Source organism: Pontibacter sp. FD36 (genome assembly GCF_015686655.1).
In the GTDB taxonomy this organism is placed as follows: Bacteria; Bacteroidota; Bacteroidia; order Cytophagales; family Hymenobacteraceae; genus Pontibacter.
In genome coordinates, this window is record NZ_JADPMP010000013.1 from 113,151 (window position 1) to 139,129 (window position 25,979).

General features: G+C 49.7%; 24 protein-coding genes. 17 read left to right on the top strand and 7 right to left on the bottom strand.

Going from position 1 to position 25,979, the window contains the following annotated elements:
• Positions 1 to 2 precede the first annotated feature (2 nt).
• From pdxA to I0P70_RS18270, 5 genes are all read left to right on the top strand, one after another.
• A complete protein-coding gene (pdxA, locus tag I0P70_RS18250) occupies positions 3 to 1,025 on the top strand; it encodes a 4-hydroxythreonine-4-phosphate dehydrogenase PdxA (protein WP_196120593.1) in 1,023 nt (340 codons plus the stop codon).
• Between the two features lie 66 nt (positions 1,026 to 1,091).
• Positions 1,092 to 1,640, top strand: coding sequence for a DUF177 domain-containing protein (locus I0P70_RS18255; RefSeq protein ID WP_196120594.1), 549 nt, complete (start codon positions 1,092 to 1,094; stop codon positions 1,638 to 1,640).
• 54 nt (positions 1,641 to 1,694) lie between these two features.
• Complete coding sequence (gene rpmF, locus I0P70_RS18260) at positions 1,695 to 1,892, top strand: 50S ribosomal protein L32 (RefSeq protein WP_007658910.1); 198 nt, start codon at positions 1,695 to 1,697, stop codon at positions 1,890 to 1,892.
• 50 nt (positions 1,893 to 1,942) lie between these two features.
• Complete coding sequence (gene plsX / locus I0P70_RS18265; RefSeq protein WP_196120595.1) at positions 1,943 to 2,887, top strand: phosphate acyltransferase PlsX; 945 nt, start codon at positions 1,943 to 1,945, stop codon at positions 2,885 to 2,887.
• A 133-nt stretch (positions 2,888 to 3,020) separates the two neighbouring features.
• Positions 3,021 to 4,019 carry a beta-ketoacyl-ACP synthase III gene (locus I0P70_RS18270; RefSeq protein ID WP_076421630.1) on the top strand — a complete coding sequence of 333 codons (999 nt, stop codon included), beginning with the start codon at positions 3,021 to 3,023 and terminating at the stop codon, positions 4,017 to 4,019.
• A 67-nt stretch (positions 4,020 to 4,086) separates the two neighbouring features.
• On the opposite strand, the gene I0P70_RS18275 is transcribed toward I0P70_RS18270, so the two are convergent.
• Together I0P70_RS18275 and I0P70_RS18280 are read right to left on the bottom strand one after the other, a co-directional pair.
• Positions 4,087 to 4,452, bottom strand: coding sequence for a histidine kinase (locus I0P70_RS18275; protein WP_370583256.1), 366 nt, complete (start codon positions 4,450 to 4,452; stop codon positions 4,087 to 4,089).
• Between the two features lie 27 nt (positions 4,453 to 4,479).
• Entirely contained in the window at positions 4,480 to 5,742 is a 1,263-nt protein-coding gene (locus tag I0P70_RS18280) for a PAS domain-containing protein (RefSeq protein WP_196120596.1), read from the bottom strand.
• A gap of 312 nt (positions 5,743 to 6,054) precedes the next feature.
• Between I0P70_RS18280 and efp the strand changes: the two genes are divergently transcribed.
• The 4 genes from efp (at position 6,055) to I0P70_RS18300 (ending at position 9,672) form a co-directional block, all read left to right on the top strand.
• Positions 6,055 to 6,618: an elongation factor P gene (gene efp / locus I0P70_RS18285; RefSeq protein ID WP_007660147.1), complete on the top strand. Its 564-nt coding sequence runs from the start codon at positions 6,055 to 6,057 to the stop codon at positions 6,616 to 6,618.
• 5 nt (positions 6,619 to 6,623) lie between these two features.
• A complete protein-coding gene (gene accB, locus I0P70_RS18290) occupies positions 6,624 to 7,124 on the top strand; it encodes an acetyl-CoA carboxylase biotin carboxyl carrier protein (protein WP_196120597.1) in 501 nt (166 codons plus the stop codon).
• Positions 7,125 to 7,234: 110 nt separating this feature from the next.
• On the top strand, positions 7,235 to 8,578 hold the full coding sequence (gene accC / locus I0P70_RS18295; RefSeq protein ID WP_196120598.1) for an acetyl-CoA carboxylase biotin carboxylase subunit: 1,344 nt from the start codon (positions 7,235 to 7,237) through the stop codon (positions 8,576 to 8,578).
• A 137-nt stretch (positions 8,579 to 8,715) separates the two neighbouring features.
• Positions 8,716 to 9,672, top strand: a complete 957-nt coding sequence (locus I0P70_RS18300; protein ID WP_196120599.1) for a DUF6340 family protein — start codon at positions 8,716 to 8,718, stop codon at positions 9,670 to 9,672.
• A gap of 72 nt (positions 9,673 to 9,744) precedes the next feature.
• Here I0P70_RS18300 and I0P70_RS18305 read toward each other — a convergent pair whose 3' ends face one another.
• Together I0P70_RS18305 and I0P70_RS18310 are read right to left on the bottom strand one after the other, a co-directional pair.
• Positions 9,745 to 10,326, bottom strand: coding sequence for a DUF3109 family protein (locus I0P70_RS18305; protein ID WP_196120600.1), 582 nt, complete (start codon positions 10,324 to 10,326; stop codon positions 9,745 to 9,747).
• A gap of 81 nt (positions 10,327 to 10,407) precedes the next feature.
• The gene (locus I0P70_RS18310; RefSeq protein ID WP_196120687.1) at positions 10,408 to 12,000 is read right to left on the bottom strand and encodes an ankyrin repeat domain-containing protein; all 1,593 of its coding nucleotides are present in this window, start codon (positions 11,998 to 12,000) and stop codon (positions 10,408 to 10,410) included.
• A gap of 269 nt (positions 12,001 to 12,269) precedes the next feature.
• Between I0P70_RS18310 and I0P70_RS18315 the strand changes: the two genes are divergently transcribed.
• From I0P70_RS18315 to murA, 3 genes are all read left to right on the top strand, one after another.
• A complete protein-coding gene (locus tag I0P70_RS18315; RefSeq protein WP_196120601.1) occupies positions 12,270 to 14,525 on the top strand; it encodes an ATP-dependent helicase in 2,256 nt (751 codons plus the stop codon).
• A 187-nt stretch (positions 14,526 to 14,712) separates the two neighbouring features.
• Positions 14,713 to 15,381, top strand: a complete 669-nt coding sequence (locus I0P70_RS18320; protein ID WP_196120602.1) for a DUF4290 domain-containing protein — start codon at positions 14,713 to 14,715, stop codon at positions 15,379 to 15,381.
• A gap of 6 nt (positions 15,382 to 15,387) precedes the next feature.
• On the top strand, positions 15,388 to 16,692 hold the full coding sequence (gene murA, locus I0P70_RS18325) for a UDP-N-acetylglucosamine 1-carboxyvinyltransferase (protein ID WP_196120603.1): 1,305 nt from the start codon (positions 15,388 to 15,390) through the stop codon (positions 16,690 to 16,692).
• Positions 16,693 to 16,894: 202 nt separating this feature from the next.
• On the opposite strand, the gene I0P70_RS18330 is transcribed toward murA, so the two are convergent.
• Positions 16,895 to 18,088, bottom strand: coding sequence for a class I SAM-dependent RNA methyltransferase (locus I0P70_RS18330; protein ID WP_196120604.1), 1,194 nt, complete (start codon positions 18,086 to 18,088; stop codon positions 16,895 to 16,897).
• A gap of 323 nt (positions 18,089 to 18,411) precedes the next feature.
• Here I0P70_RS18330 and murB point away from each other — a divergent pair, with 323 nt between their 5' ends.
• The 3 genes from murB (at position 18,412) to I0P70_RS18345 (ending at position 20,508) form a co-directional block, all read left to right on the top strand.
• Positions 18,412 to 19,428 (top strand): UDP-N-acetylmuramate dehydrogenase, encoded by a 1,017-nt coding sequence (murB, locus tag I0P70_RS18335; protein WP_196120605.1) that lies wholly within the window; start codon positions 18,412 to 18,414, stop codon positions 19,426 to 19,428.
• A 102-nt stretch (positions 19,429 to 19,530) separates the two neighbouring features.
• Complete coding sequence (locus I0P70_RS18340) at positions 19,531 to 19,968, top strand: hypothetical protein (protein ID WP_196120606.1); 438 nt, start codon at positions 19,531 to 19,533, stop codon at positions 19,966 to 19,968.
• A 105-nt stretch (positions 19,969 to 20,073) separates the two neighbouring features.
• Complete coding sequence (locus I0P70_RS18345; RefSeq protein ID WP_196120607.1) at positions 20,074 to 20,508, top strand: hypothetical protein; 435 nt, start codon at positions 20,074 to 20,076, stop codon at positions 20,506 to 20,508.
• A gap of 32 nt (positions 20,509 to 20,540) precedes the next feature.
• On the opposite strand, the gene I0P70_RS18350 is transcribed toward I0P70_RS18345, so the two are convergent.
• A complete protein-coding gene (locus tag I0P70_RS18350; RefSeq protein ID WP_196120608.1) occupies positions 20,541 to 22,937 on the bottom strand; it encodes an endonuclease MutS2 in 2,397 nt (798 codons plus the stop codon).
• Between the two features lie 330 nt (positions 22,938 to 23,267).
• On the opposite strand from I0P70_RS18350, the gene I0P70_RS18355 reads away from it, so the two are divergent.
• On the top strand, positions 23,268 to 23,726 hold the full coding sequence (locus tag I0P70_RS18355; RefSeq protein WP_196120609.1) for a YhcH/YjgK/YiaL family protein: 459 nt from the start codon (positions 23,268 to 23,270) through the stop codon (positions 23,724 to 23,726).
• A 71-nt stretch (positions 23,727 to 23,797) separates the two neighbouring features.
• Complete coding sequence (locus I0P70_RS18360; protein ID WP_196120610.1) at positions 23,798 to 24,766, top strand: alpha/beta fold hydrolase; 969 nt, start codon at positions 23,798 to 23,800, stop codon at positions 24,764 to 24,766.
• A 154-nt stretch (positions 24,767 to 24,920) separates the two neighbouring features.
• On the opposite strand, the gene I0P70_RS18365 is transcribed toward I0P70_RS18360, so the two are convergent.
• A complete protein-coding gene (locus tag I0P70_RS18365) occupies positions 24,921 to 25,976 on the bottom strand; it encodes a serine hydrolase (RefSeq protein ID WP_196120611.1) in 1,056 nt (351 codons plus the stop codon).
• Positions 25,977 to 25,979: the final 3 nt, after the last annotated feature.

The following is a 25,979-nucleotide window of genomic DNA, read 5'->3' on the forward strand; positions in this document are numbered from 1 at the left end:
AAATGGACAACAGACACAAAGCAAAAATAGGTATCAGCATCGGTGACACGAACGGCATCGGCCCGGAGATCATCGTCAAAACCCTTTCAGACCAGCGCATCCTCAACTTCTGCACCCCGGTGATCTACGGTTCTGCCGGTGTGATCAACAAGGTGCGCAAGGCCCTGAGTGCCGATCATTTCCATTATCAGCAAGTAGGCTCAGCACAGGAGCTTGTAGCTAAAAAAATCAACCTGATTAACTGTTGGGAAGAAGACATCGCCGTAGAACCAGGCACACCAAAGCCGGAGTCTGGCAAGGCATCGCTTGATTCGCTAATGGCCGCCTGTCAGGATTTGAAAGCTGGTCTGCTGGACGGTCTAGTGACAGCCCCTATCGACAAAGACAATATTCAGTCCGAGGAATTCAAATTCCCGGGCCATACCGAGTTCCTGACCTCCTACTTCGACGCTGCTGACAGCCTGATGCTGCTCGTAGCCGACGACTTGCGTGTCGCCACGGTAACGGGTCATATACCTGTAAAGGAGGTAGCGACCAAGCTCAACTTCGACCTGATCATCCGCAAGATCACCATCCTGCAGGAGTCGCTGCGCCGTGATTTTGGCATCCTGAAACCACGCATTGCGGTGTTGGGTCTCAATCCGCATGCCGGTGAGAAAGGACTACTGGGTACAGAGGAGACAGAGATCATTCGTCCGGCAGTGATGCAGCTGAAAGACAAAGGACATCTGGTATTTGGCCCCTACCCAGCCGACGGCTTCTTTGGCATGCGCATGTACAAGCAATTCGATGCGGTGCTAAGCATGTACCACGACCAGGGACTTATCCCTTTCAAGACACTAGCCATGGAAACAGGGGTAAACTACACGGCAGGACTGCCGATCGTGCGCACCTCACCGGACCACGGCACGGCTTATGACATAGCCGGCAAACACACAGCCGATGAAACCTCTTTCAGAGAAGCGTTGTTCCTTGCCTGCGACATCATAAAAAAGCGCCAGACAGAGCAAAAGCCTGTTTTATAAATAGGGCTGCTATTTTATTTGTCAAAATAATGTTCTAATTTTGCGTCTTGCAATAAAAACACGGTAGTGAAAAAGCTTAGAGACTACGAAATCGGCATTGCCAAACTCGCGAATAAGAAGCACTCTTATGAGTTTGAGATGGACGATTCATTCTTCTCTTTGTTTGAGCAGGAGATCATACTGGGGGGAAAGCTACTGGCAAAGGTAGAGCTCGATAAGACCGAGTCGCTGCTGACACTGCATTTTGACATCAAAGGACATGTACGCCTCACCTGCGACCGCAGTCTGGAGGAGTTTGACCAGCCAGTGGACATAGAAGAGACACTGCTGATCAAGTTTGGTCCTGAGAACGCCGAGCTGGACGAGGACTTGTGGCAGATTACGCCCGAGACACAGACACTCAATGTAGCACAGCACCTGTATGATTACATAGGACTGTCGCTGCCCATGAAAAAGCTTCATCCACGTTTTGTGGAAGAGCTTGATGAAGAAGATGAAAGGGATATCCTGATCTACTCTTCACGCAAGGGAGGCGATAGTGAAAGTGAGGACAACGACGGTGATGACGATGACGACATTGATCCGCGTTGGGACGCTTTAAAAAACCTGAACTAACAAGCAGTAGAATAATAAAGTATTAAATAACAGCAAGTAAATTTTTAACTAAAAATGGCACATCCTAAACGCAAGATTTCGAAGACCAGAAGAGATAAGAGAAGAACTCATCAGAAGCTCTCTGAGAAAGCGATTGCTATCTGCCCTACTACAGATACTCCTCACCTGTTCCACCATGCTTATGTGGTAGAAGGTGACCTGTACCACAAAGGCAAATTGGCGATCAAAAATTATACAACTAACGCTCAGTAAGCTTAGACTGTACTCTGTTTAGTTCTGTATAATTTAACCCCATCCAGTACATGAGGATCGCCCTGGACGCTATGGGCGGCGACTTTGCACCCGAAGCAACTGTAAAGGGTGCTTTGTTAGCCGCAGAGCAGCTTGACACTGATTATGAAATCCTGCTGATCGGCAAGGAAGAAGAAATCAATCCGCTGCTGAAAGAATATGGATACACAGGCACTGACATAAAAGTGATGAATGCCACCCAGGTCATTGAAATGGGAGAACATCCCACGAAAGCCCTGACCCAAAAGCCTGACTCCAGCATTGCTGTTGGTTATGGATTGCTGAAGGCCGGGAAAGCACATGCTTTCTGCAGCGCCGGCAATACCGGCGCCATGCTGGTTGGAGCCATGTTCAGCGTAAAAGCCACTGAAGGTATTCTGCGCCCCGCTATCGGTGGCCTGGTACCGAAACTAAGCGGGGGCTTTGGCATCATGCTCGACGTAGGCGCCAATGCTGACTGCAAGCCAGAGGTTTTGGAGCAGTTCGGTGAAATTGGCTCTATTTATGCCAAGTATGTACTGGACATCGAAAAGCCTAAGGTTGGCCTGATGAACCTTGGCGAAGAGGAAGGAAAAGGAACTGTGAATACACAAGCAGCCCACCAGCGCCTCAAAGCCAACCCGAACATCAACTTCATTGGTAACATCGAAGGACGCGATATGTTCAACGACAAAGCCGATGTAATTGTGTGCGATGGGTATACAGGCAACATCATCCTCAAGATGGCGGAATCCATCTACGACATCCTCAACGAGAAGAACATGCATGATCCGTTCTTCGACAAGTTTAATTACGAGGCCGTAGGTGGCAGCCCGATCCTGGGTATCAATGGCAATGCCGTGATTGGTCACGGGGTATCCAGCCCGAAGGCTATTTGCAGCATGGTGCTGCAGGCCCAGAAGATGGTAGCTTCCAACCTGTCAGAGCGATTTAAAAAGCATACAGGCGCCCAATAAGGCGCTGGCTTCGGCCAAACATATTTCTTGGCACAAACTGTCTCCCTACTCTTTTTGCGGTAACGACGGTTTGTGCCAAGTTTTTTTTATTATATTGCCGTCTTAAACTTCCAACACTTATACCTTTCACAACATGAGTAAAATTACTGCCGCGATTACAGGTGTGGCTGGCTATGTTCCCGATTACGTGCTGACGAACAAGGAACTGGAGACAATGGTGGACACAAATGATGAATGGATTCTTTCACGCACCGGTATAAAGGAAAGGCGCATTCTCAAGGGTGAAGGCAAAGGCACTTCCCATATTGCAGTACCGGCAGTACTGGACTTACTCAAGAAAACCAATACCAAAGCAGAAGAAGTAGACCTACTCATCTGCGCCACTACAACTCCTGACATGGTATTCCCGGCTACGGCCAACCTGATCACGGCTGAGGTAGGAGCCGTAAACGCATTCGGCTACGACCTGCAGGCAGCCTGCTCGGGCTTCCTTTATGCACTGGCGACTGCTTCGAAGTTCATCGAATCGGGTCAGTACAAAAAAGTGATCGTGGTAGGTGCTGATAAGATGTCCTCTATTATTGACTATACTGACCGTACGACTTGCATTATTTTCGGTGATGGCGGCGGAGCCGTGATGCTGGAGCCAAACACCGAAGGCTATGGTATCATCGACTCGGTGTTGAAGTCGGACGGAACAGGCGCACAATACCTGCACATGAAAGCAGGCGGAAGCCGCAAACCAGCCACCATGGACACCATACTGGCGCGTGAGCACTATGCGTACCAGGAAGGACAGCAGGTGTTTAAATTTGCCGTGAAAGGTATGGCGGATGTTTCAGCTGAAGTGATGGAGCGCAATAACCTCACAGCAGAGGATGTTGCCTGGCTTGTACCGCACCAGGCGAACAAGCGCATCATTGACGCCACCGCAAATCGTATGGGCGTTGGAAGCAACAAAGTAATGCTTAACATTGAGCGCTATGGCAACACGACAAGTGGCACTATTCCACTTTGCCTGTGGGAGTATGAAAAGCAACTCAAAAAAGGGGATAACCTGATTCTGGCAGCTTTCGGTGGTGGATTCACCTGGGGCGCGATTTATGTAAAGTGGGCTTACGATCCGAAATAATTTATACCTCTATAAACAGAAAAAGCGGCACATTAGCCGCTTTTTCTGTTTATAGCAATCGTAGCACTTACACGATGTCGGCGCGAAGTGCTAATCGTTTTTCTACCTGTGTCAAAAGCTCCTGAAAACGGTCAGATAGCTTTTCAATGTCTTTCATGCCAGCATGTGCCTGGTCTATGCTACCATTGCGGTACAAGCCGAACAACTGGTTAGCGCTGGACAGCAAATCATTATGCGTTTTTTGCAGACTGTAGAGCTCCGGCTCATTGCCGTACTTTACTTTCCCGACCTGCACAAACCAATTGCTGATCGGGCCAGCATCAGAAAAGAATACACTATCGAGTACCCCTCCATATAGCACAGACCGCACCTTGGACTTAAACAGAATATGCTTAATCCGAATTTGCTGAAAATCTATCTGTGCTGAATTCACGTGCCTCTCCCCTAAATTTTTCTGCTGCTATACATCATCTACTGCAACTCCTAATTCCTGCAGTTTCTTTTTTAACTGATACTTGTCAGTCACATTAAAACCGGCGATCAGTATACCGGTTATCTGGTTATCTTCGTCATAGAGCGGCTGGAAAATAAAAGTCAGGTAATTGTCCTCCAGTTTCCCCTCTGCATTGGCAAGCTTTACAATAATCTCCTTGGCTTCGAACGTCTCCCCTGTCTTGTATACATTGTCCAGAACATCGATATACCCCTGATCAGCAATTTCAGGCAATGCTTCTGCCACCGTCTTTCCGATGAGCTCAACATGTGGGAACAGGTCCTGGTACTTGGGGTTAACCAGCTCATAACGATGCTCAGGCCCCTTCAGGATACCAAAGAAAGTCGGCGCCTGCATAATCAATCGCTCCAGGGTCTCCCGCTCGTTCTCAGCTTTGCGGTATGCCAGTTGCACCTGGTCGGCCAGTTCCGACATCTGCTCGTTGCTAGACAGGAGCTCCTGCACCATGTTTTTCACATCATGGATGTCACTGCAGCTGCCCAGCCACATTTTGATACTGCCATCGTCGTTGCGCATGGGCAAGTAACGGTTGAGGTGCCAGCGGTAATCACCGTCTTTATCCCGAATGCGAATCTCTAACTGTGATGGCTCCCCTGTCTCAAGAGATTTTTCCCATGCTTTGTTCGCTGCCACCAGATCATCCGGATGTATCGCCTCCTTCCAATCACCAGCTAAAAGCCGCTCAACAGGTATACCAGTATAGTTTTCCCATTGCTTGTTGAAATAGGTAGAACGGCCGCTGGCATCATCGGCGTCAACCAGGTGAGGCATTGCATCAGCCATAAAGCTGAACTTTTGCTCAATATCACGCAGCGCGTATTTGGTCTCCTCCCTTTCGGTTACATCTTTTGTTTCCTGTAATATATACACTACCTCCCCTTTTTCATTCAGGATCGGCGTATGTGATGCCTCCCAATAGCGCTCATCATAACCGCTGCCGTCAGGGCGGGAGATCGCGTAGCGTATCACATCCAGGTATACCCGCTGGCCTTTCGCTATCGCTTCCTGTATCGAGTGCAATACCGGATTCTGTTCATAGGGCACATTGGGCTCTGGAAAAGCTTCCAGAAGAAAATGTTTGCCTACAATATCATCCAATTGGCGCATCGTCACTTCCAGATAGCGCTTGTTAGCCCCCACAATTTTAAGATCGGGGTCAAGCAGTACCATGGCTTCAGGGCTATGTTCAAAGATGAGCTTATAATCCATGCAAAAAAGATTTACATTAAAAAAAGCACCAAGCAGGTGCTGTGGGCATACAACCATACGCAGAAATGCGAAAAGCGCATATGCTGGCACAGCTTATTTCTTTAAAATAAAGCCTAAATTATAGAAAAAAACTGACTTACCTCCCTATAAGACAGGCTTTGTTGTACTGATGTTCACATCCTGCCTGACAAACAACTTGCCCTAAGCTTTTTAATCAATATTTGAGTATAATAGCTAACTTTGTTTGCAAGACAGCGATTTGCGCTATACTTTTATCGTTTCATTCAATATCAAGCGTAACAACAGCATACTATGGCAACCACAGCTGACATCAGAAATGGTCTGTGCATGGAATACAATAACGACCTCTATGTGGTTATTGAATTTCAGCACGTTAAACCAGGCAAAGGCCCGGCTTTCGTTAGAACAAAGCTTCGCAATATCAAAACTGGCAAAGTAGTCGACAATACTTTCTCTGCCGGCCACAAGATCACAACTGCCCGTGTGGAGCAGCGCCCTCACCAATTTATCTTCAAGGATGACCTGGGGTATAACTTCATGGACATGAATACATTTGAGCAGGTAGCACTTGACGAAAAGATGGTTCCCTTTGCTGATTTGATGAAAGAAGGTCAGGAAGTAACGATCCTGTTCCATGCCGAGACGGAAACGCCGCTTACCTGTGAGATCCCTCCTTTTGTAGAGCTGACGATTACGTACACAGAGCCCGGTCTCAAAGGTGATACCGCTACAAACGCATCAAAACCAGCCATCGTTGAAACAGGCGCCACCATCCAGGTACCGTTGTTCATTGGCCAGGACGAAAAAATCAAAGTAGACACACGAACTTATTCTTACGCAGAAAGAGTAAAATAGAAAACATGAAAGCTAAAGAAATCCAGGACCTTATTGACTTTATCGCCAAATCTGGCTTGAATAAAGTAAACATTGAGACAGAAGAATTTAAGATCTCGGTGAAGCGCGATCCAGACCAGCAGGTAACGTATGTAAAGGAAGCTGCCTCTGCTCCGGTACAGCACGCTGCTGCTCCTGCACTAGCCGCTGCCCCTGCTCCCGCAGCACCACAGGCACCAGCCGCTCCGGCCGCCCCTGCTGCTGCTCCGGCCAGCGACGACAGCAAGTACATTGCGATCAAAGCACCTATGATCGGTACCTTCTACCGCTCTTCCAGTCCAGACAAGCCATCATTTGTCAATGTAGGTGACGAGGTGAAAAAGGGCCAGGTGATCTGTATCATCGAAGCGATGAAGCTCTTCAACGAAATCGAGTCAGAAGTATCAGGCAAGATCGTGAAAGTGTTGGTAGACAACGCCAACCCAGTAGAGTATGATCAGCCTCTGTTCCTGGTAGATCCTAGCTAATTCATTGATTTGAAAATGTGAAGATTTGAAAATGGAGAAGGCGTGTCCCTCTCCATTTTTATATCATTTTCACGACAGTCTCACGTTTCCAAATCTTCAAATCCGACAATATGTTTAAAAAGATACTAATCGCTAACAGGGGCGAGATTGCCCTGCGCATCATCCGTACCTGTAAGGAGATGGGCATTAAAACGGTAGCTGTGTATTCCACGGCTGATAAGGAAAGTCTGCACGTGCGCTTTGCCGACGAGGCTGTGTGCATCGGACCACCTCCTAGTGCCCAGTCCTACCTGAACATGCCAAACCTGATCTCGGCTGCCGAGATCACCAATGCAGATGCGATTCACCCGGGTTATGGCTTCCTGTCAGAAAACGCAGAGTTCTCTCGTATTTGCGCTGAGCACAACATCAAGTTCATCGGTGCATCGCCTGAAATGATCAACGCCATGGGTGACAAGGCTTCTGCCAAGGACACCATGAAGAAGGCCGGTGTACCAACTATACCTGGCTCTGATGGCTTGCTTAAGTCTGCAGAGGAAGGCAAGAAACTGGCCAAGAAGATCAAGTACCCGGTTATCATCAAGGCAACTGCCGGTGGTGGTGGTCGTGGTATGCGTATCATCAAGAGCGAAGAAGAGTTCGACAAGGCCTGGAACGATGCCCGTACCGAGTCAAAGGCTGCTTTCGGTAACGACGGTATCTACCTGGAAAAATTCATCGAAGAGCCTCGTCATATCGAGATTCAGCTGATCGGTGACCAGCACGGCCAGGTAGCGCACTTGTCAGAGCGTGACTGCTCGATTCAGCGCCGTCACCAGAAACTGGTGGAAGAGACACCTTCTCCGTTCATCACCGACGACCTGCGTGACCGTATGGGCAAGGCTGCCATCAAAGGAGCCAAGGCCATCAACTACGAAGGAGTGGGTACCATTGAGTTCCTGGTAGACAAGCACCGCGAGTTCTACTTCATGGAGATGAACACCCGTATCCAGGTAGAGCACCCGATCACAGAAGAGGTAATCGACTACGACCTGATCAAAGAGCAGATTAAAGTAGCGGCCGGTGAGAAGATCACGGGCAAAAACTACTATCCGAAGATGCACGCCATCGAGTGCCGCATCAACGCCGAGGATCCAAAGAACAACTTCCGTCCTTCTCCAGGCAGGATTACCAATCTGCACGTACCTGGCGGTCACGGTGTTCGCGTAGACTCCCACGTTTACTCTGGCTATACCATCCCGTCGAACTACGACTCCATGATCGCGAAGCTGATCGTGAGTGCGCAGACACGTGAAGAGGCCCTTGTGAAAATGAAGCGTGCCCTGAGCGAGTTCGTGATTGAAGGAATAAAGACAACCGTGCCATTCCACCTGAAACTGATGGATGATCCGGGCTTTAAGGAAGGAAACTTCACGACAGCATACTTGGATAATTTCGATTTCAGCGCGATATAATCGTTTTAAATTATTTACAGAAAAACCGGTTCAGCAATGGGCCGGTTTTTTTGTTTGGCCCGATATATGTGGTTTTAAAATATAGACCGATTACCATATTTGCGTTAAATTAGCCACGTATCTGAAAAGAAACCTCAATGAAATCAAGCAAGCTATTTGCCATCCTGTTATGGAGTGTACTGGCTCTGCAGCTAAGCAGCTGCGTGTCTGTTGTGATGATGGAAACCGTGCGCCCTCCCGTGGTGCGGGTGAGTCCTGACCAATGGAAGGTACTGGTCGTTAATCGATACGATCCTGCTGTGCAGGCATCGAATAAAAATGGCAATGTGATGGAAGTGCTGCGTGAAGGAGCCTACCAGGCAGCTGGTGGCGTCATGGGCGCCGTTTATAGTGACTCCACCTTTGTGCTGGTCAATCCAGACCAGGCTATTGCCCTTTCCTCCTCCTCGCCCAAGTTGAGCGATGCCGAAGTGCAGGAGCTGTATAGCAAGCACCGCCCTCATCTGATCCTGACGCTTGATAAGTTTGACACACGGTTCGGGAAGCAAATAGATTCCTATGAAGATGAAGAAGGCTACAAGACCAAGACAGCGAACTTTGACTTGGTGGTAGCCAGCACCTGGTCGTTGTACGACAGCACAGGTACAGTTTTGGATCAGGCAACTATTGAGCAATCCGATTTCTACGATTCCAGGACAGTAGTAAGTGGTCTGCTCGCCATTGGGCCAGCCATGGGCAAAGCTGGTCCGGTCGTAAACCAACTGGCTGTGGAAACGGGCTATAGCTACTGGGACCGCTTCTACCCGCAGCCGATGCTGCTGGCAAGACAGATTTACATCGGCAGCCCCTTCCAGGATCTCAACCTGATGCTGCTGACAGGGCAGTTTCAGCAGGCCATTACCAAGCTACAGCCATTGGCACAGGACCTATCCACCAAAACAGGTATAAGGGCAGCCCATAATCTGGCTGTTGCCTACGAGGCCACGGGTGATTACGAACAGGCAACGCACTGGGCCCGCCAGGCACAGGGCAAAGGCGATAAGCTGTCAAATAACCTGATTCAACTTTGGGCCACTGCTGGTCTGATCAAATAGTAACTTCAAATAAAACAGCAAAGCCCGGCCATTTAGGTCGGGCTTTGCTGTTTTATCAGGTATAGCTATACCCTAGGTAGTAGCTGTTTGCTGTTCTTTTTCTATCATTTCTGTCAGTTCACCGTACCAGGCCTCCCCGTATTTGCGGATGAGTGGCTCTTTCAGAAACTGGTATACCTTCACACCCAGGTCTGCTCCAAAATTGCAGGCAGCGGCACAGATGCTCCAACGGTCGTAATTCAGTGCTTCAAAGTCGTCGTACTTGGTGATGCGAATCGGGTACAGGTGGCAGGAGATTGGTTTTTTCCAGCTGATCTTTCCATCATAATAGGCCTGTTCAATCGCGCACTTGAGTATACCTTCGTTATCGTAGAGCGCATAAGCACACTCTCTGTTTTCGATGGTTGGGGTAGAAAAGTCTCCTTCAAAATCCTCGATGTAAAGCCCCTGCTCTTCTACGGCCAGTTTACCGGCTCCAGTCATGTAAGGCTTAATGTGCTCGTAATTCTCTTCCAGGATGGTCAGCTCATCTGCATCGAGCGGAGCGCCCAGGTCGCCTTCTATGCAGCAGGCCCCTTTGCACTTTTCGAGATTGCAGACAAAGAAATTATCGCGGATGTCGTCACTGATGACGGTATTCTGGAGAACGATCATGTGTTGTAGGCAGTAAAATAAGCTTCTTATACCAGTGTCACCGGCAAAGATGAGACAAAATTAAAGTTAAATAAGTTTAGACTAACGCTTAGGTGCGCTCGCTCCTGCCGCCACCAGAATATTCTGAACGCTCTCGCGTTTTGCATAGTCCATGGCTGTTTTGCCATTGTAGTCGCGCAGGCTCGGATCAGCGCCGGCGTTGATCAGCATCACGATCACCTCATTGCCGCCATCCAGCTGACAAGCCAGCATAAGCGGCGTCAGGCCGTCTAGGTTTTGGATGTTCGGATTGGCACCACCTTGCAGCAGGCGGCTCATTTCCATCATATGTGTGCCGTTGGCAAAGCGCACCGCATAATACAGGGCTGTATTGCCTTTGTTGTCCACTATATTCGGATCAGCTTTGTACTTGAATAGTGTATCCAGCAACTGCGCCTGCTCAATCTCGAAGCCTTCGGTATTGATACGGGCTCCTGACATGGCGTAGTGCAGGGCTGTTTTGCCATCCTGGTCGGTTGCATTTACGTCAGCCCCGGCCTGCAGCAACTGACTTGCCACCTGCAGTCGTACATCAGGCTGGTAGATCACGCCATAGTCTTCGAGTAGCAACGGAATAAATATGCCGTGCATAAGCGGTGTGCGCAGCCTGAAGTCAAAGTCATAGCCATTCGGCACAGATACCGTGTTGACATAGGCACCATTCTCCAGCGACCGCTTCACGATGTCCGGGTTACGTTCAATGGCTGCCAGTACCAGCTTCTGATCAGAAGACTGGTTGAGGTACTTGAGCTGCTCAAACGCATTGGAACTACCCTGTGAGATGGCTTCGTGGTAAAGTTTGCGTGCTTTTTCTGGCTCAACTTTGCCCAGGTTACCTTCTTCGTAAAGCAAGCCCAAGGTATAGAGTGCTTCTTTTTCACCGACAGCGGCGCCTTTCTCAAGCCAGTACTTCGCTTGAGCTACATCCTCTTTCACGCCCTCCCCTCTCAGGTATAGGTTAGCCAACGAGGTATAGGCTGCCACATCGTTTAGTTCAGCGGCTCGTTTGATATAGGTAAAGGCATAGCCTTTATCCTCCATTTCGCCGTAGCCGGTATAGTACATACTGCCCAAGATGCGGTTACTGAAGGCATCGCCCGCTATGGCCATATCCCGGATGTCGAGGGCGGCACTGCGCATCAGGCGGGTGAAGCGCTGCTTGTCCTCGTCGTTACGCAGGGTCATCAGTTCTGCCAGGCCAAGGTTGCCATAGAGGCTACTGCCCTCTAGTGCCTTTTCGAACAGGATACGGGCCGTGTCCGGGTCAGCTTTGTAAAACTTCTCAGGGTTGCGCACATAGGCAACTGAGTCGGATGAAATGATCGAGTCGATTGGCGCTCCATCTTCCCGAAGCTCGCCGTACTGGTGCATGCGGCCCATAAAATAATAAGCAGCTGCCTCATCACGAGCAGCAGCCTGCCTAAACTTGGAATAGGCTTCATTGAATTGCAGACCGATGTAAAGGTCCATAGCCTCCTGCATTTCCGGAGTGCGCCATACCTGTTTGGCGGAACGTGGCACCTTTGCCTGTCTCAGGGAGTCAGGGATCACCTTGATAACCTGAGTAGTATCGGATTGCGCCACAGCCAGATGTCCGGCCGGGAGCAGTGCAAGTAGCAAAAGAAGCTTTTTCATGCGTGGTATTGGGATCATATATTTTTCAGGTATAGCACAGGTATAAAACCCGCTCCAACCTTCTCAATTTTACAAAGATACAGATAATGCGGCGTTTCTCTAAAAAGCCCTGCCCGAAGACACGCAAATGAGAGGCCAAAAACGCATTACTTTATAAGAAACCAAAAGCAGGGGCTGTCTGGTTCTCTAAATGTGCAATCGCCGTTCCTAAAACGGATAGGAATGTGTAAATTGCATGGATTATCAAAGTAGCACGCGGAAGAAAGCAAATGGATTATATTAGTTTACTGAACGAGTCGCAGCGCAAGGCCGTGCTCCACACCGAGGGGCCTGCCATGATCATTGCGGGTGCCGGCTCAGGCAAAACAAGAGTACTTACTTACCGGATCGCCTACCTGATCAGCCAGGGAGTGGATCCGTTCAACATACTGGCCCTGACCTTTACCAACAAGGCGGCCAAGGAGATGCGCAACCGTATCGAGAAAGTGATCGGCAACGAGGCCAAGAACATTTGGATGGGTACCTTTCACTCGGTGTTCTCCCGCATCTTAAGAGCGGAGGCCGATAAAATTGGCTATCCAAAAAGCTTCACCATATACGATACGGACGACTCCAAGACACTCATTCGCAACATTGTGAAGGAGATGAACCTGGATGACAAGCTTTATAAGCCGAACATCGTGCTGGGCCGTATCTCATCAGCTAAAAACAAGCTGATTTCGGTGAAGCAGTACCTGAACGATGCGGTAATTCAGGCCGACGATGAGGCTGCTATGCGCCCAAAGATCGGTAAGATCTACGAGCAGTATGCGAACCGCTGCTTCAAAGCGGGTGCTATGGACTTCGACGATTTGCTGTTCCAGACCAACGTGCTGTTCCGCGATCATCCTGATGCGCTTAACAAGTACCAGAACATCTTTAAGTTTGTGATGGTGGACGAGTATCAGGATACGAACTACTCGCAGTACCTGATCACCCGTAAGCTGGCCGCCCAGAATCGCAACATCGTAGTGGTGGGTGACGATGCGCAGTCCATCTACGCCTTCCGTGGAGCCGATATCCAGAACATCCTCAATTTTGAGCGCGACTACCCGGAACTGGAGGTGTTCAAGCTGGAGCAGAACTACCGCTCCACCAAGAACATTGTGAACGCCGCCAACTCGGTAATCAAGAATAACTCTGCCCAGCTCAAGAAGGACGTGTACACGGACAACGAGCAGGGCCCGCTGATTGAGGTGATCAAAGCCAACTCTGATAACGAGGAAGGAAAACTGGTGGCCACGACCATCTTCGAAGACAAGATGAGCAACCACCTCTCCTACGACGATTTCGCCATCCTGTACCGCACCAATGCGCAGTCCAGAGCCATGGAGGAAGCCCTTCGCCGCATGAACATCCGGTATAAGATTGTGGGCGGTCTGTCGTTCTACCAGCGCAAGGAAATCAAGGATCTGATCGCTTACCTGCGTTTAGTGGTAAACCCGAACGACGAGCAGGCCCTACGCCGCGTGATCAACTACCCAAAACGAGGGATTGGCGAGACGACCGAGCAGAAGATCTTTGTGACGGCCGATGAGACGAACCACAGCGTATGGGAAGTGATCCAGAACGCCGGTCAGTTCCTGGGCAACCGGGTGGGCACTGCCATCGAGAACTTCTCGATCATGATCAAAGACTTTGCCCGCATTGCCGATAACACAGATGCCTTTGAGGTAGCCAAGCATGTTGCCAAGCACTCAGGTATAGTCGACGACCTGTACCAGGACAAAACCGTAGAGGGCCTCGCCCGTTACGAGAACATACAGGAATTGCTGAACGGTATAAAAGAGTATGTGGACGATCCGGAGAAGGAAGACAAGAGTCTGTCGGCTTTCCTGCAGGACATCGCCCTGATCACTGATGCCGATACGAAGGCGGATATGGACGGGGAGTTTGTGACCTTGATGACGATCCACTCTGCCAAAGGCCTGGAGTTTAAGAACGTGTTCATCGTAGGTATGGAAGAGAACCTCTTCCCGAGCCAGATGATGCTGAACTCCCGCGCAGATCTGGAAGAGGAAAGACGACTATTTTACGTGGCCATCACCCGCGCCGAGAAAAAGCTATACCTTACTTACGCCACCAGCCGTTACCAGTGGGGCAACCTGCGCTCCTGCGAGAAGAGTCGCTTCCTCGACGAGATCGATCCGAAGTACCTAAACTTTAAGTATGGTGAGCAGAACACGGCCAGCGGAGGCGGTAATGTGTTTGATCGTGTGTTGCAGCGAAAGAGTAGCATCAGCAGTCTGGTGCAGCCACCGGCCCGCAAACAGGCGGCCACGGCCTATACCGCCCCTGCCGATTTTAAACCGAGCGATACCTCGAATCTGGCGGCTGGTATGAAAGTAGAGCACCCTAAATTCGGCTTTGGCGTAGTATCCAAAATAGACACACAAGGCAACAGCACCAAGGCTATCATCAACTTCGACGAAGTAGGCGAAAAAACCCTGCTGCTGAGCTTTGCCAAGCTGAGAATTCATAATTGAGTGAGTTCAGAATTTAGCGAATGAGTGATTTAGTGAATGAGTGATTTTTTTATTTTTGAATGGTGATTGAATGAAAGTTCTTCAATGGATGATTCTTCCATGTATCAAACTTTATAACTCACTCATTCACTAAATCACTCATTCAAAAATAATTTACCCCTACATTTGAGATTCATAAATTGAGATAATGGAAGCAAGTACCACCTTTAAGCAAGACCTGTTGCTGCGCGAGTACGGCAGAAACGTTCAGGACCTGGTCAACCACATCCTGTCGGTAGAAGACCGCTCAGAGCGCACCCGTCTGTCGCACCTGCTCGTCAACCTGATGGCCAAACTAAATCCGCAGTTGCGCGACACACAGGACTTTCAGCAAAAACTATGGAACCACCTCTATGTGATGTCCGGCTCCAAACTCGACGTGGATGCTCCATACCCACTCAGTGCGATGGAGTACCTCAACGACAAGCCGCAGCCAATGGAGTACCCACTGAGCACGCCCAGGTATAAGCACTATGGCCAGAACGTGGAGCTACTGATTCAGCGCGCCACAGAGATCGAGGATGATCAGGAGCGTGAAGCCGCGACTATCTCGATCGGTAAACTGATGAAGACGCTGTACCGCTCTTATAACAAAGACAGCATCACAGACGATGTGATTCTGAACGATATACAGCAGATCTCAAAAGGAAAACTGAACCTGGACCTGGCTATGATCGAGAGCAATAACCTGTTCGAATCCGTGAGCAGCAAGTCGCAGGACAGTGGCAGCAACCGTTCGCAGCAGCAGCAAAACCGCGGTGGCGATAACCGTGGCCGCAAAAACACCAGAACAACTTCCAATCAACGAAACAAATAGTATTAAATGGCTTCATTTGAAGTAAAAGGCGGTGCAAAGCTGCGCGGAGAAATCATTCCGCAGGGTGCCAAAAACGAGGCACTGCAGATCCTGTGCGCCGTACTCCTTACCCCCGAGAAAGTAACGATTTCTAATATCCCGGATATCCGCGATGTCAATAAACTGATTGAACTGCTACAATCGCTTGGTGTGAAGACGGAGCGTTTGGCCCCGGACACTTATACCTTCCAGGCCGATGATATCGACATCAACTTCCTGGACTCCGAGCGATTTGTAGAGCTGGGTCGCGCTATCAGAGGTTCCGTGATGATCGTGGGTCCGATGCTGGCCCGATTCGGTAAAGCGAAAATGCCAAAGCCAGGTGGGGACAAGATCGGCCGCCGCAGACTTGATACGCACTTTACAGGCTTCGAGAAACTGGGCGCTTCTTTCGAGTACAGCGCTGAAGACGATTTCTTTATGGTTACGTCACCTGGCCTGAAGGGTGCCTATATGTTGCTCGACGAGGCTTCCGTAACAGGTACAGCCAACATTCTGATGGCCGCCGTATTAGCAGAAGGTACCACCACGATCTATAATGCAGCCTGTGAGCCTTACGTGCAGCAACTGTGCCGTATGCTCAACCGCATGGGTGCCAAGATCAGCGGCATCGGTTCCAACCTGCTCGTAATCGAGGGGGTGGAGCAGCTTGGAGGCACCGAGCACCGCATGCTGCCTGACATGATTGAGATCGGTTCTTTCATTGGCCTTGCTGCCATGACGGGTTCTGAGATCACCATCAAAGACTGCCAGATTCCAGAGTTGGGTCTTATACCGGATACTTTCCAGCGTCTGGGCATTAAAATGGAATTCCGTGGCGACGACATCTTTATACCTGAGCAGGACCGCTACGAAGTAGATACCTACATCGATGGCAGCATCCTGAACATCTCAGACCATACCTGGCCAGGCCTAACGCCTGACCTGCTGAGCGTTGCTCTTGTAGTGGCTACACAAGCGAAGGGTACGGTACTGGTGCACCAGAAAATGTTCGAGAGCCGCCTGTTCTTTGTGGACAAGCTCATTGACATGGGTGCTCAGATTATTCTCTGTGACCCGCACCGCGCTACTGTAATCGGTCAGAACAAGCAGATTCCGCTGCGTGGCATCCGCATGACCTCGCCTGACATTCGTGCCGGTGTGGCCTTGCTCATAGCAGCTCTTTCTGCGGAAGGCACCAGCATCATCGACAATGTAGAGCAGATCGACCGCGGCTACCAGAACATCGATGGTCGCCTCAACGCACTAGGCGCACAAATCAGAAGAATGTAGATTGTTGATGCAAGGCATTTTGTCTGAGCATTATTTGATAAATAAAACGAGAAGAGCACCCTAAACAGGTGCTCTTCTTGTTTCTATACCTCTTAATAAGCTCTTCCTATACCTGCTTTTTTCTGTATCAACCGAAAGAGCACGCTCTGCAGCATGCTCATTTGGTTTTATCCCTTAATGCAATTTATCTATACCTGCAAGCTTAGTCTTGCTGCATTTCCTCTTTCCCCTCTCCTCTTCTACTGCCTCGGTACAACTCATACTTAAGCAAGCGGCAGTCGATAGCGCCATTGTAAAGTGGCGTACGGCGGGAGGCACGCAGACCTATACTTTTGGCAGCATCCAGGTTTCCGGTAAATACAAAAGCGTCGAAGCCCTGGTAGTTGTTCTTGAGCGTGTCCCCGATCTGCTTATACAATTGATGTATGTCATCAGACACGATCCGTTCGTTGTAAGGCGGGTTCATGATCAATACCCCCTCTTCTGCAGAAGCTTCGGTCTTGAAAAAGTCAGCCAGTTCGATTTTGATCACATGGCTCAGTCCGGCATTCTCTATGTTTTTGCGGGCTGCCAGCACATAGTCCGGATCGATGTCGTACCCAATGATCTGGGCCTGCGGCTCACGCTTTTCTTTGGCCTCGGCCGTTTTCCATACCATTTCAAACAGCTCTTCATTGTGATCTTTCCAGCTCTCAAAACCAAAAGGGTCACGGCGGAAGATGCCCGGTGCAATGTTTTGTGCCATCATGGCGGCTTCGATCAGAAAAGTGCCGGAGCCAGCCATGGGATCAATAAAAATCGATTTCTTGTCCCAGCCTGACAGGGCGATAATGCCAGCAGCCAACACCTCATTGAGAGGCGCCACATTGGTTTGCAGGCGGTAACCACGACGGTGCAAAGAGTCGCCTGAAGAGTCCAACGATAAGGTGACCATATTCTCGTGCATGTGCAGGTTCAGCCGCACATCTGGCCGGATGCGGTCCACGGAAGGTCGCTCACCGGTGGCCTTGCGAAACTGGTCCACGATGGCGTCTTTGGTGAGCTGGGCCACAAACAGCGAATGCTCGAATGTAGAGTGGCTTACAACGGCATCGATAGCAAAAGTCTGATCCAGGTCCATGATCTCGGCCCAGTTGGTTTTTTGTACCTGCTCGTACAGGTCGCGCTCGTTGCGAGCCTTAAAATTGCGGATCGGCCTCAGGATGCGGATGGCCGTGCGGCACCACAGGTTGGCTTCGTAGAGCTGGCGCAGGTTACCCGAGAAAGAAACAGCCCGGTTGCCTACTTTGATAAACTCTACCTCCAGCGCTTCCAGTTCTTTTGCCAATACCTCTTCCAGACCACTGAGCGTTGTGGCAATCATGTTAAAATTATCGCTCTGCTTTTGCTTCGCCATCTGCTATACCTGTTTATGCTGCAAAAATAGGGTTTTAAGTTGGGAAGTTAGAAAGGTAAAAAATTAGAAAGTTATATTCTTCAGCTAAAAAGCGCCCGAAAGAGCCCTTCCTCCCTTTCTTTTTGAGAAGATACAGCCTTAAAGCTCCCCCTTTTATACTTACTGCATCCGTACTAAGGCACTTGGCCCGGATGAATTGAACACTGCTTAAATATTCAGTTTTATACTTTTACGTCTTTCAGGCTAAGTACTCCAGACGGTTTCACTTTCTATCTTTTAATTTTCTAACTTAGAACCCTTATTTTTGCCTTAAATACCCGCTTATGAAATTCGAGAGAGACTTTTCCCTTAAACCTTACAATACGTTTGGCATTGAAGTGAAGGCCAGGCATTTTGCCCGCTTCGACAGTGTGCAGGAGTTGCAGGAGCTGCTTCAGCGGCCTGAGGTACGGGAAGAGCCGAAGCTTATATTAGGCGGGGGCAGCAATCTGCTGTTCACCAAAGACTTTGAGGGTATCGTGCTGCTCAACGGCATCAAAGGCATGGAAGTGCTGCACACAGAGGGCGACCATACCTATGTGCGGGCTGGCGGTGGTGAGAAGTGGCATGATCTGGTGCTCTTTTGCCTCAAGCATGACCTGGGCGGCATCGAGAACATGTCGCTTATACCGGGTACCGTAGGAGCCGCTCCTTTGCAGAATATTGGTGCCTATGGCGTAGAGCTCAAGGACGTTTTTGTAAATCTGGATGCTGTACAGCTCGAAACCGGTGAAGTCCATACCTTTGACAAGGAGGCCTGCCAGTTCGGTTATCGTGAAAGTATATTCAAACACAGCCTGAAGGGACAGTATGTTGTGGCAACCGTGACACTGCGCCTTCGCAAAAATCCTGAACTGAACACATCTTATGGCGCTATCCAGACTACCCTGCAGGAAATGCAGGTGCAGCAGCCTACCATACACGACATAAGTGCCGCCGTTTGCCATATCCGCCGCAGCAAACTCCCTGATCCGGCGCAGATCGGCAATGCGGGCAGCTTCTTCAAAAATCCTGAAATACCGGTGCTTCTCTTTGACGTGCTCAAGGAAAAGTATCCTGAAATGCCGGCCTACCCTGTGTCTGAAACGAGCGTAAAGGTGCCCGCTGGCTGGCTTATTGAGCAGTGCGGCTGGAAAGGCAAAGTAATCGAGAACTACGGTGTGCACAAAAATCAGGCACTGGTACTGGTCAACTACGGTGGTGCTAAAGGCGAAAATCTGCTTCAGCTGGCCCATGATATCATAGCGTCTGTGGAAGAAAAGTTTGGCATCGCGCTGCAGCCGGAAGTAAATATCATGTAGCCCTGGCAAACCGGGGAAAATGCCTAAATTTTTAACTAAACTTCCCTAACTTATTTAAGCAGGCTGCGATATATAGGGTATATCTTAACCGTTCCATACCCTATGAAATTGTATATATTTCGCTACCTGCTATTATTGCTGGCGCTTCCCCTTACGCTGACTTCCTGTGACGATGATGATCCGGCACCGACCAAAACGGACCTTATTGTGGCCCATGAATGGCAAGGTGACCGCGTGCTGGTAAACGGCTTTGACGTGTCAGACCGTCCCGAGATCAAAGACATGCTGCTTGACATTAAGAGTACACGCCTGACGTTGCGTCGCGACGGTACTTACACCGCTGTATACGACCAGGCAGGCTCTACACAGACCACCGTCGGTACCTGGGAGTTCAAGGAAAATGAAACAATCATCTACTTTGACCTGCTTGGCGACCTGCAGATAGAGAGCCTAACCGCTACCAATATGGACCTCATCTCTACTGTGAACCGCAACAATACAACGTTCGATGCGAAGGTCCAATTTGTGAAAAAAGACTAAATTCCTTAAGTTAGGACTGACCATACCCTCGTGCGTATCCATGTCACCTTAACAGGCTCAGGACAGGCTCCAGGTAATTCCATTCTTTCACTAAAAGACCGTTTCATGAAAATCCAAAAATTACTCACCTTCCTGTTTGCCCTGTTATTGGTAACCAGCATGACCTCGTGCGACAAAGATGAAGACAAAGAGCCATCGAATACAGACTTACTGACGGCTAATACCTGGACAGGCAATTCGCTGTGGGCTTTTGGCAATGATATCTCTGACCTCTTTTTAGAAGAACTTGGCTATGACATCAAAAAGAACACGGTCAAATTTGACAAAGCTGGCAAGTATGTAGATTCCTACGAGAGAAGTTCACTTAACGGCACCTGGGAATTTGCGAATAATGACCAATCCATTATTTTCGACAAAGGCACAGAGGATGAATACACAGCTAAAGTATTGAGACTCACAGATACCGAACTTCGTTTGGAGCAGACGCTGGAGTTTGAAGATGATGAACCTGTGGCTCTGGAAGTCAGGTATACCCGATAAAATAAAAAAAGCTCCTTTGCAGGAGCCTTTTTTTATTTCAGTACAGCCAGGGTGGCACCATCGCCTCCTCTTTCCTCGGCCTCGCTGGTCAGACTAACCACTTCCGGCACCGAGTACAGGTAGTCGCGTACCACCTGACGCAGCACACCGTTGCCACGACCATGCACGATCTTGATCTCCGGTATACCTAGCATGATAGCTTCGTCAGTGAAGTTCATCACTTTATTCAAAGCATCTTCGGCATACTCGCCCCGGATGTCTATCGTAGAGCCAAAGTCAGCCATACGCTGCGTGATGTTCATGCCACGGGTATAGCCTTCTGCTGTTTCGGCTTTCTTCTGCTTTTTGGTCAGCGCTTCGGCACGCTCCAGATTGTCTACCTTTACAATCGTTTTCAGGCCACCAAACAGCACCTCAGCCGTTTTGCCTTTAATACCTACGATCTGGCCTACCGAGTCCTGCCCGATGAGCGAAACCGTGTCACCGGCTTTGAGTGGTCCGCCATTGCTAGCTACCCGTTTATGGGCAGGGCGGGGTTCTTCCTTACGCACCTTCTCGGTGGCAAACTCCTCGAGTTCGCGGCGGGCCAGCTTGGTCTGCTCCTTGTCAGCCTGGCTCTGCTTGATTTGCTGAATGGTCGCTTCGATCTTCTGGTTAGCATCCTTCAACAGCAGCTTCGCTTTGCCTTTGGCTTCGCGCATTACGTCCTGCTTACTCTCCTCCAGGAAGTTCTTCAACTCCTGGTACTCCTTCACGTTACGCTTCAGCTTCAGTTCTAAGGCCGTGGCCTCTTTCAATTTCTTCTCCAGTTCCTGCTTCTCAGTTTCAAGTTCTTCCAAGAGGCGATCATAGCGTATTTTGTCCTTACCTACCAGACTGCTAGCCTTGTCCACGATGTGCCGTGGCAAACCAATCTTACGGGCAATCTCAATCGCAAAAGAGGAACCCGGTTTACCAATCTCGAGCTGGTAGAGCGGCTGCAGGTTTTTGTGGTCATAGCGCATAGCGCCGTTCACGATGCCCGGCGTGCGCTCAGCAAAGTTCTTGAGGTTGGTATAGTGCGTCGTGATCACGCCAAACACCTTACTGTCGTTCAGGTTCTGCAGCACTGCTTCGGCAATAGCACCGCCCAGCACCGGCTCTGTACCAGTACCGAATTCGTCTATCAGCACTAGGCTCTTGTTATCGGCCACCGTCACAAACTTCTTCATGTTGGTGAGGTGCGAGCTATACGTACTCAGGTCGTTCTCGATGGACTGCTCGTCACCGATGTCGATGAAGATGTCGTGGAATATACCTGCCTCCGAGTTGTCAGCCACCGGAATCAGCATACCTGTTTGCAGCATGTACTGCACCAGGCCTACCGTTTTCAGACTCACTGACTTACCACCTGCGTTCGGGCCAGAGATCAGCAGAATGCGCTGGTCACGGGTTAGCTCCAGGTCCATTGGCACGGTTGGCTTGCCCATCTGCTTATGTGACAGGTATAGCAGGGGGTGAATGGCCTCTTTCCAGGCGATATGCGGGTACCTGTGCAGCTTTGGCATCGAGGCCTCCACTCGCCTTGCAAAGGCTGCTTTGGCCCGGATAAAGTCCAGCAGACCCAGGTACTGGTAGGCCTTCCGCAGCTCCGGTATAAAGTTGCGCAGCGTATTGGTCAGGCCTGTCAGGATGCGAATCAGCTCACGGTGGTAGGCATTCTCCAGGTCCTTGATATCGTTGTTGAGTTCGAAAATAGACTCCGGTTCAATGTATACTGTCTGCCCTGTGTTTGACTCGTCGTGAATCAGGCCTTTGATGCGGCGCTTGTGCTCGGCAATAACAGGTATAACCAGTCGTCCACCTCGTATGGTCGGCTCCGCATCGCCAGGCGTCCAGCCTTCGTTTTTGGCATGGCGGATGATCGAGCTGATCGTTTTACGCAATTGTCCCTGTTGGGCGATCAGGTCACGCTTGTAACGCTGCAGTTCAGGCGAGGCATCGTCACGCACAGCACCGGCATCGTCCACCACCTTGTCGAGGGCGGCAATCAGGGAGCGCTCTACCATCACATTGGCACCCAGCGCTTTCAGGGCTTCGTATTTGCCCTCTTCGGCACTGGAAATGTAGCGTAGCGAGTCGCGGATTGTGCGCAGCGACATCTTGATCTCGAAGAAAGCCTGCACTTCCAGGAAAGTACCAGGTATAGCGGCCCGGTCGAGGTAGGCGGTTACGTCGAAGTAATGCTGCAGCGGAATCTCGGCGTCGGACTCGAGCAGTTGTTTGAATTCGTTTGTTTGTTCTAACAGGCGCTGCACCAGGTCATGCCGGTTTAGGAACGCCATGCGGCTGACAAATTGCCGGCCAAGTGGGCTCAGGCAAAGTTCCGAGAGCATCTCGCGTACCTGCGCAAAGCCAATTTTTATTTCAAAGTTATCTGGATAGATCAATTGTTATCTCTTAGATTTAGGGCAAATTTAGCATATTATAACAAGTAAAGCCGCTGCTTTCGTTCGCTGTGGTTTTATAAATTATGCCATGTTTGAATGGTTAAGTTTAGATTGCCTTTCGCACATGGTTTTCATAACCCCGCTGCTGATATACGAGCATTACGTTGATCGTTTTCGGTGCACGATTCGGACAGGTTTCGGTGCACAATTCGGACAGGTCGCGACCTGTCCCTACAAGGAACGATAAAATTGCGTAGCACCACAATATTGCGTTCTAAGATCGCTGACATTAACTTTATAGCTCTCAAAATCTTTAACTCCTAAACTTTTATGGTTCTCGACAAACTCTCCAACGCCAGCCGCTATACCTGCATGCACCCGCTTTTTGCGCAGGCTTTCCAATTTTTACAGGAAGCCGACCTGATGATGCTCCCAGTCGGACAACAAGCGATCGTAGGCAAAGACCTGTTTGCGATTATTTCCGAAGGCAGCGGTATACCTGAGAAAGACGCCAAACTGGAAGTGCACCGCAAGTACATCGACATACAGTACATAATTTCAGGGAAGGACCACATGGGCTGGAGAGATCTGGCGCTGTGCAGTGCTCCCAACGATCCGTATACCGACGAGCGTGACGCCGCTTTCTTCCCTGACAAACCTGCCTTCTGGTTCGATGTGCCGGCAGGTTCCTTCACCATCTTTTACCCCGATGATGCCCACGCGGCGATGATCACGGAAGAGAATGTACGCAAGGTGGTATTGAAGATTGCAGTGAAGCCTGAGGCATAATGCTGCCTGCTCTACAGAATCGAACCTGGAAAATAGCTCTACTCGTTCAAGGGAAATAAGATGTCATCCATATGAAGTATTTATACAGCCTATTGCTAGTAGCAGTACTCTTTTCCTGTGGCCGGCCTGCTGCTAGCAGCCAGGCTCCTGAGAGCAGCGTGCAGACGAATGATGGGGAACAGTACTATACCTTAAACGGCATTAAGCATTGGGTGAAAGTAAAAGGCAGCCAAAACAGCACTACTCCCATTATAGTCGTGCATGGCGGCCCGGGTGGTAACCATTATAATTTTGAAAGGACGATAGGGCCAAAGATCGAATCCTTTGCTACAGTTGTTTATTACGAGCAGCGCGGAAGCGGAAGAAGTGAAGCTCCCCAGGACCCAAATGACTACTTGCTACCGACACTCATCAGTGACCTGGACCAGTTGAGAGTAGCTCTAGGAGTTCAGAAAATGACCTTGCTCGGGTACTCGTTTGGGGCCGAATTAGCCTTACGTTATGCCATTGCACATCCTGAGCGGGTTGAGAAATTGATCTTGTCATCACCTGCCGAATTGTCGAAATCAAACATGCTGGTGCAGATACAGGGGTTCTATGCCATTGGAGACAGTACACTCAAGGCTGGGATAGAGCAGATACTGAAAGACACTACTTCAATAGAAGATAAGTATGGAAAGGTATGGAACTTGAGTTCTTCGGAGGTAGTCGATCGATTCCTGTTCCAGAACCCTGAACTAGCTCAGAAAAACAGGCAATTGTGGCAGGAAAGTAAGCTAAAGAATACAGGCCTAATGGCGAAGGTGTACATCAAAAACAATAAAGCCGACCTGGTGGAGAAGGCGACGGGTGTACAAGCGTCTACCCTGATCATTAGTGGCGTACATGACAAAAACGGCGGTCTACACACAGGGCTTGCCTTAAAGCAGGTGTTACCCAACAGCTTCATCAAGTTGTATGAAAATAGCGCACATTTCCCGGACATGGAGGAAGAAGACCGATTTGCGTCAGATGTTCGAATATTTACCCAAGGAAAATAAGAGTTCATTCCTATACCTGGATCACATCAAAACAATCCTGAAATCCAGCAATGGAGTTTGTAATCTCATTGCCTATACCATCAACTTAAATTAAGGCTTTTTGCCAGCTCGAAAAAGAACGTCTGCCTCAAGAAGTCATTAATCAATCTATAGGCTAGCGAGTCAGCTGTAGCAAATCTCTGATAAGTTCAGACTCTGTATGGAGGACAGGAAAATGCTCCAGCACATCCAGGAAACTTGTCATTAGATATGGGTTATCGGCCGTATTGGAGAAACAAGCGATCAGCACATCATTTTCAGGTATACGGATAACCAGATTGCTAAAGCCGCTGGTGTTGCCGGTGTGATACATTTCCAGTCCGCCTGAGCTACGCCTGCTAAAGAACCACCCCATCCCGTAGAAGCCATTTTCATGACCACCAATAGGAGCGTATACCTGTTCCAACGCAGGTGCCATATCGGGCTGTTTGCCGAGCGCCTGGTGCCAGTGCAGGTAATCGCGCACAGAGGTATAGATACAGCCATCGCCCTTGGTGGCGGTGCAGGTGCCCTGGTCAGCCTTTACGACTTCCCCTTTCTCGTTTCGGGCATAACCCATCGCCCGCTTAGGTATAGCCTTGCCCTTTTGATAGAGCATGGATGTCTCCATACCTAGTGGGGTAAAGATGCGCTGCTGCAGAAAATCCGCATAGGCTATACCTGACACCTGCTCAACCACCAGCGCCAGTAGCACGAAACCCGTGTTGCTATACCTGTATTGGGTACCGGGTGTAAAGTAGGTCGAAATTTGTGCAGCAGCTATGGCCAGTACCTCTTCGTCACTGATTTGCCAGTCAGGCAGCTCTTCTACAAATTCCTCGTAATCCAGCAGACCGGAAGTATGGCTGAGCAAATGCCGCAGCGTAACCTGCGCTCCTATACCTGCCGGAAACCCCGGAAAATATTGTTGTAAGGTATCGTTATAGGCCAGACGCCCCTCCTGCTCCAGCAGCTGAATGCACATCGCCGTAAACTGCTTGCTCACCGAAGCCAGGCGGAAAGTGGTTTCGGGGGTAATCGGTTCGCCAGTGGAGATATCGGCTTTACCTTTACCGCTTGCATACAGCTCCTCTCCTGCCACCGATACCAGCAGGGCTGCACCAGGACCGTCAGGGGTGTAATTGTTAGCCAGGTGTTCGTCGAAGGCATTTGCCAGGCTGTGTAGATTCATTGT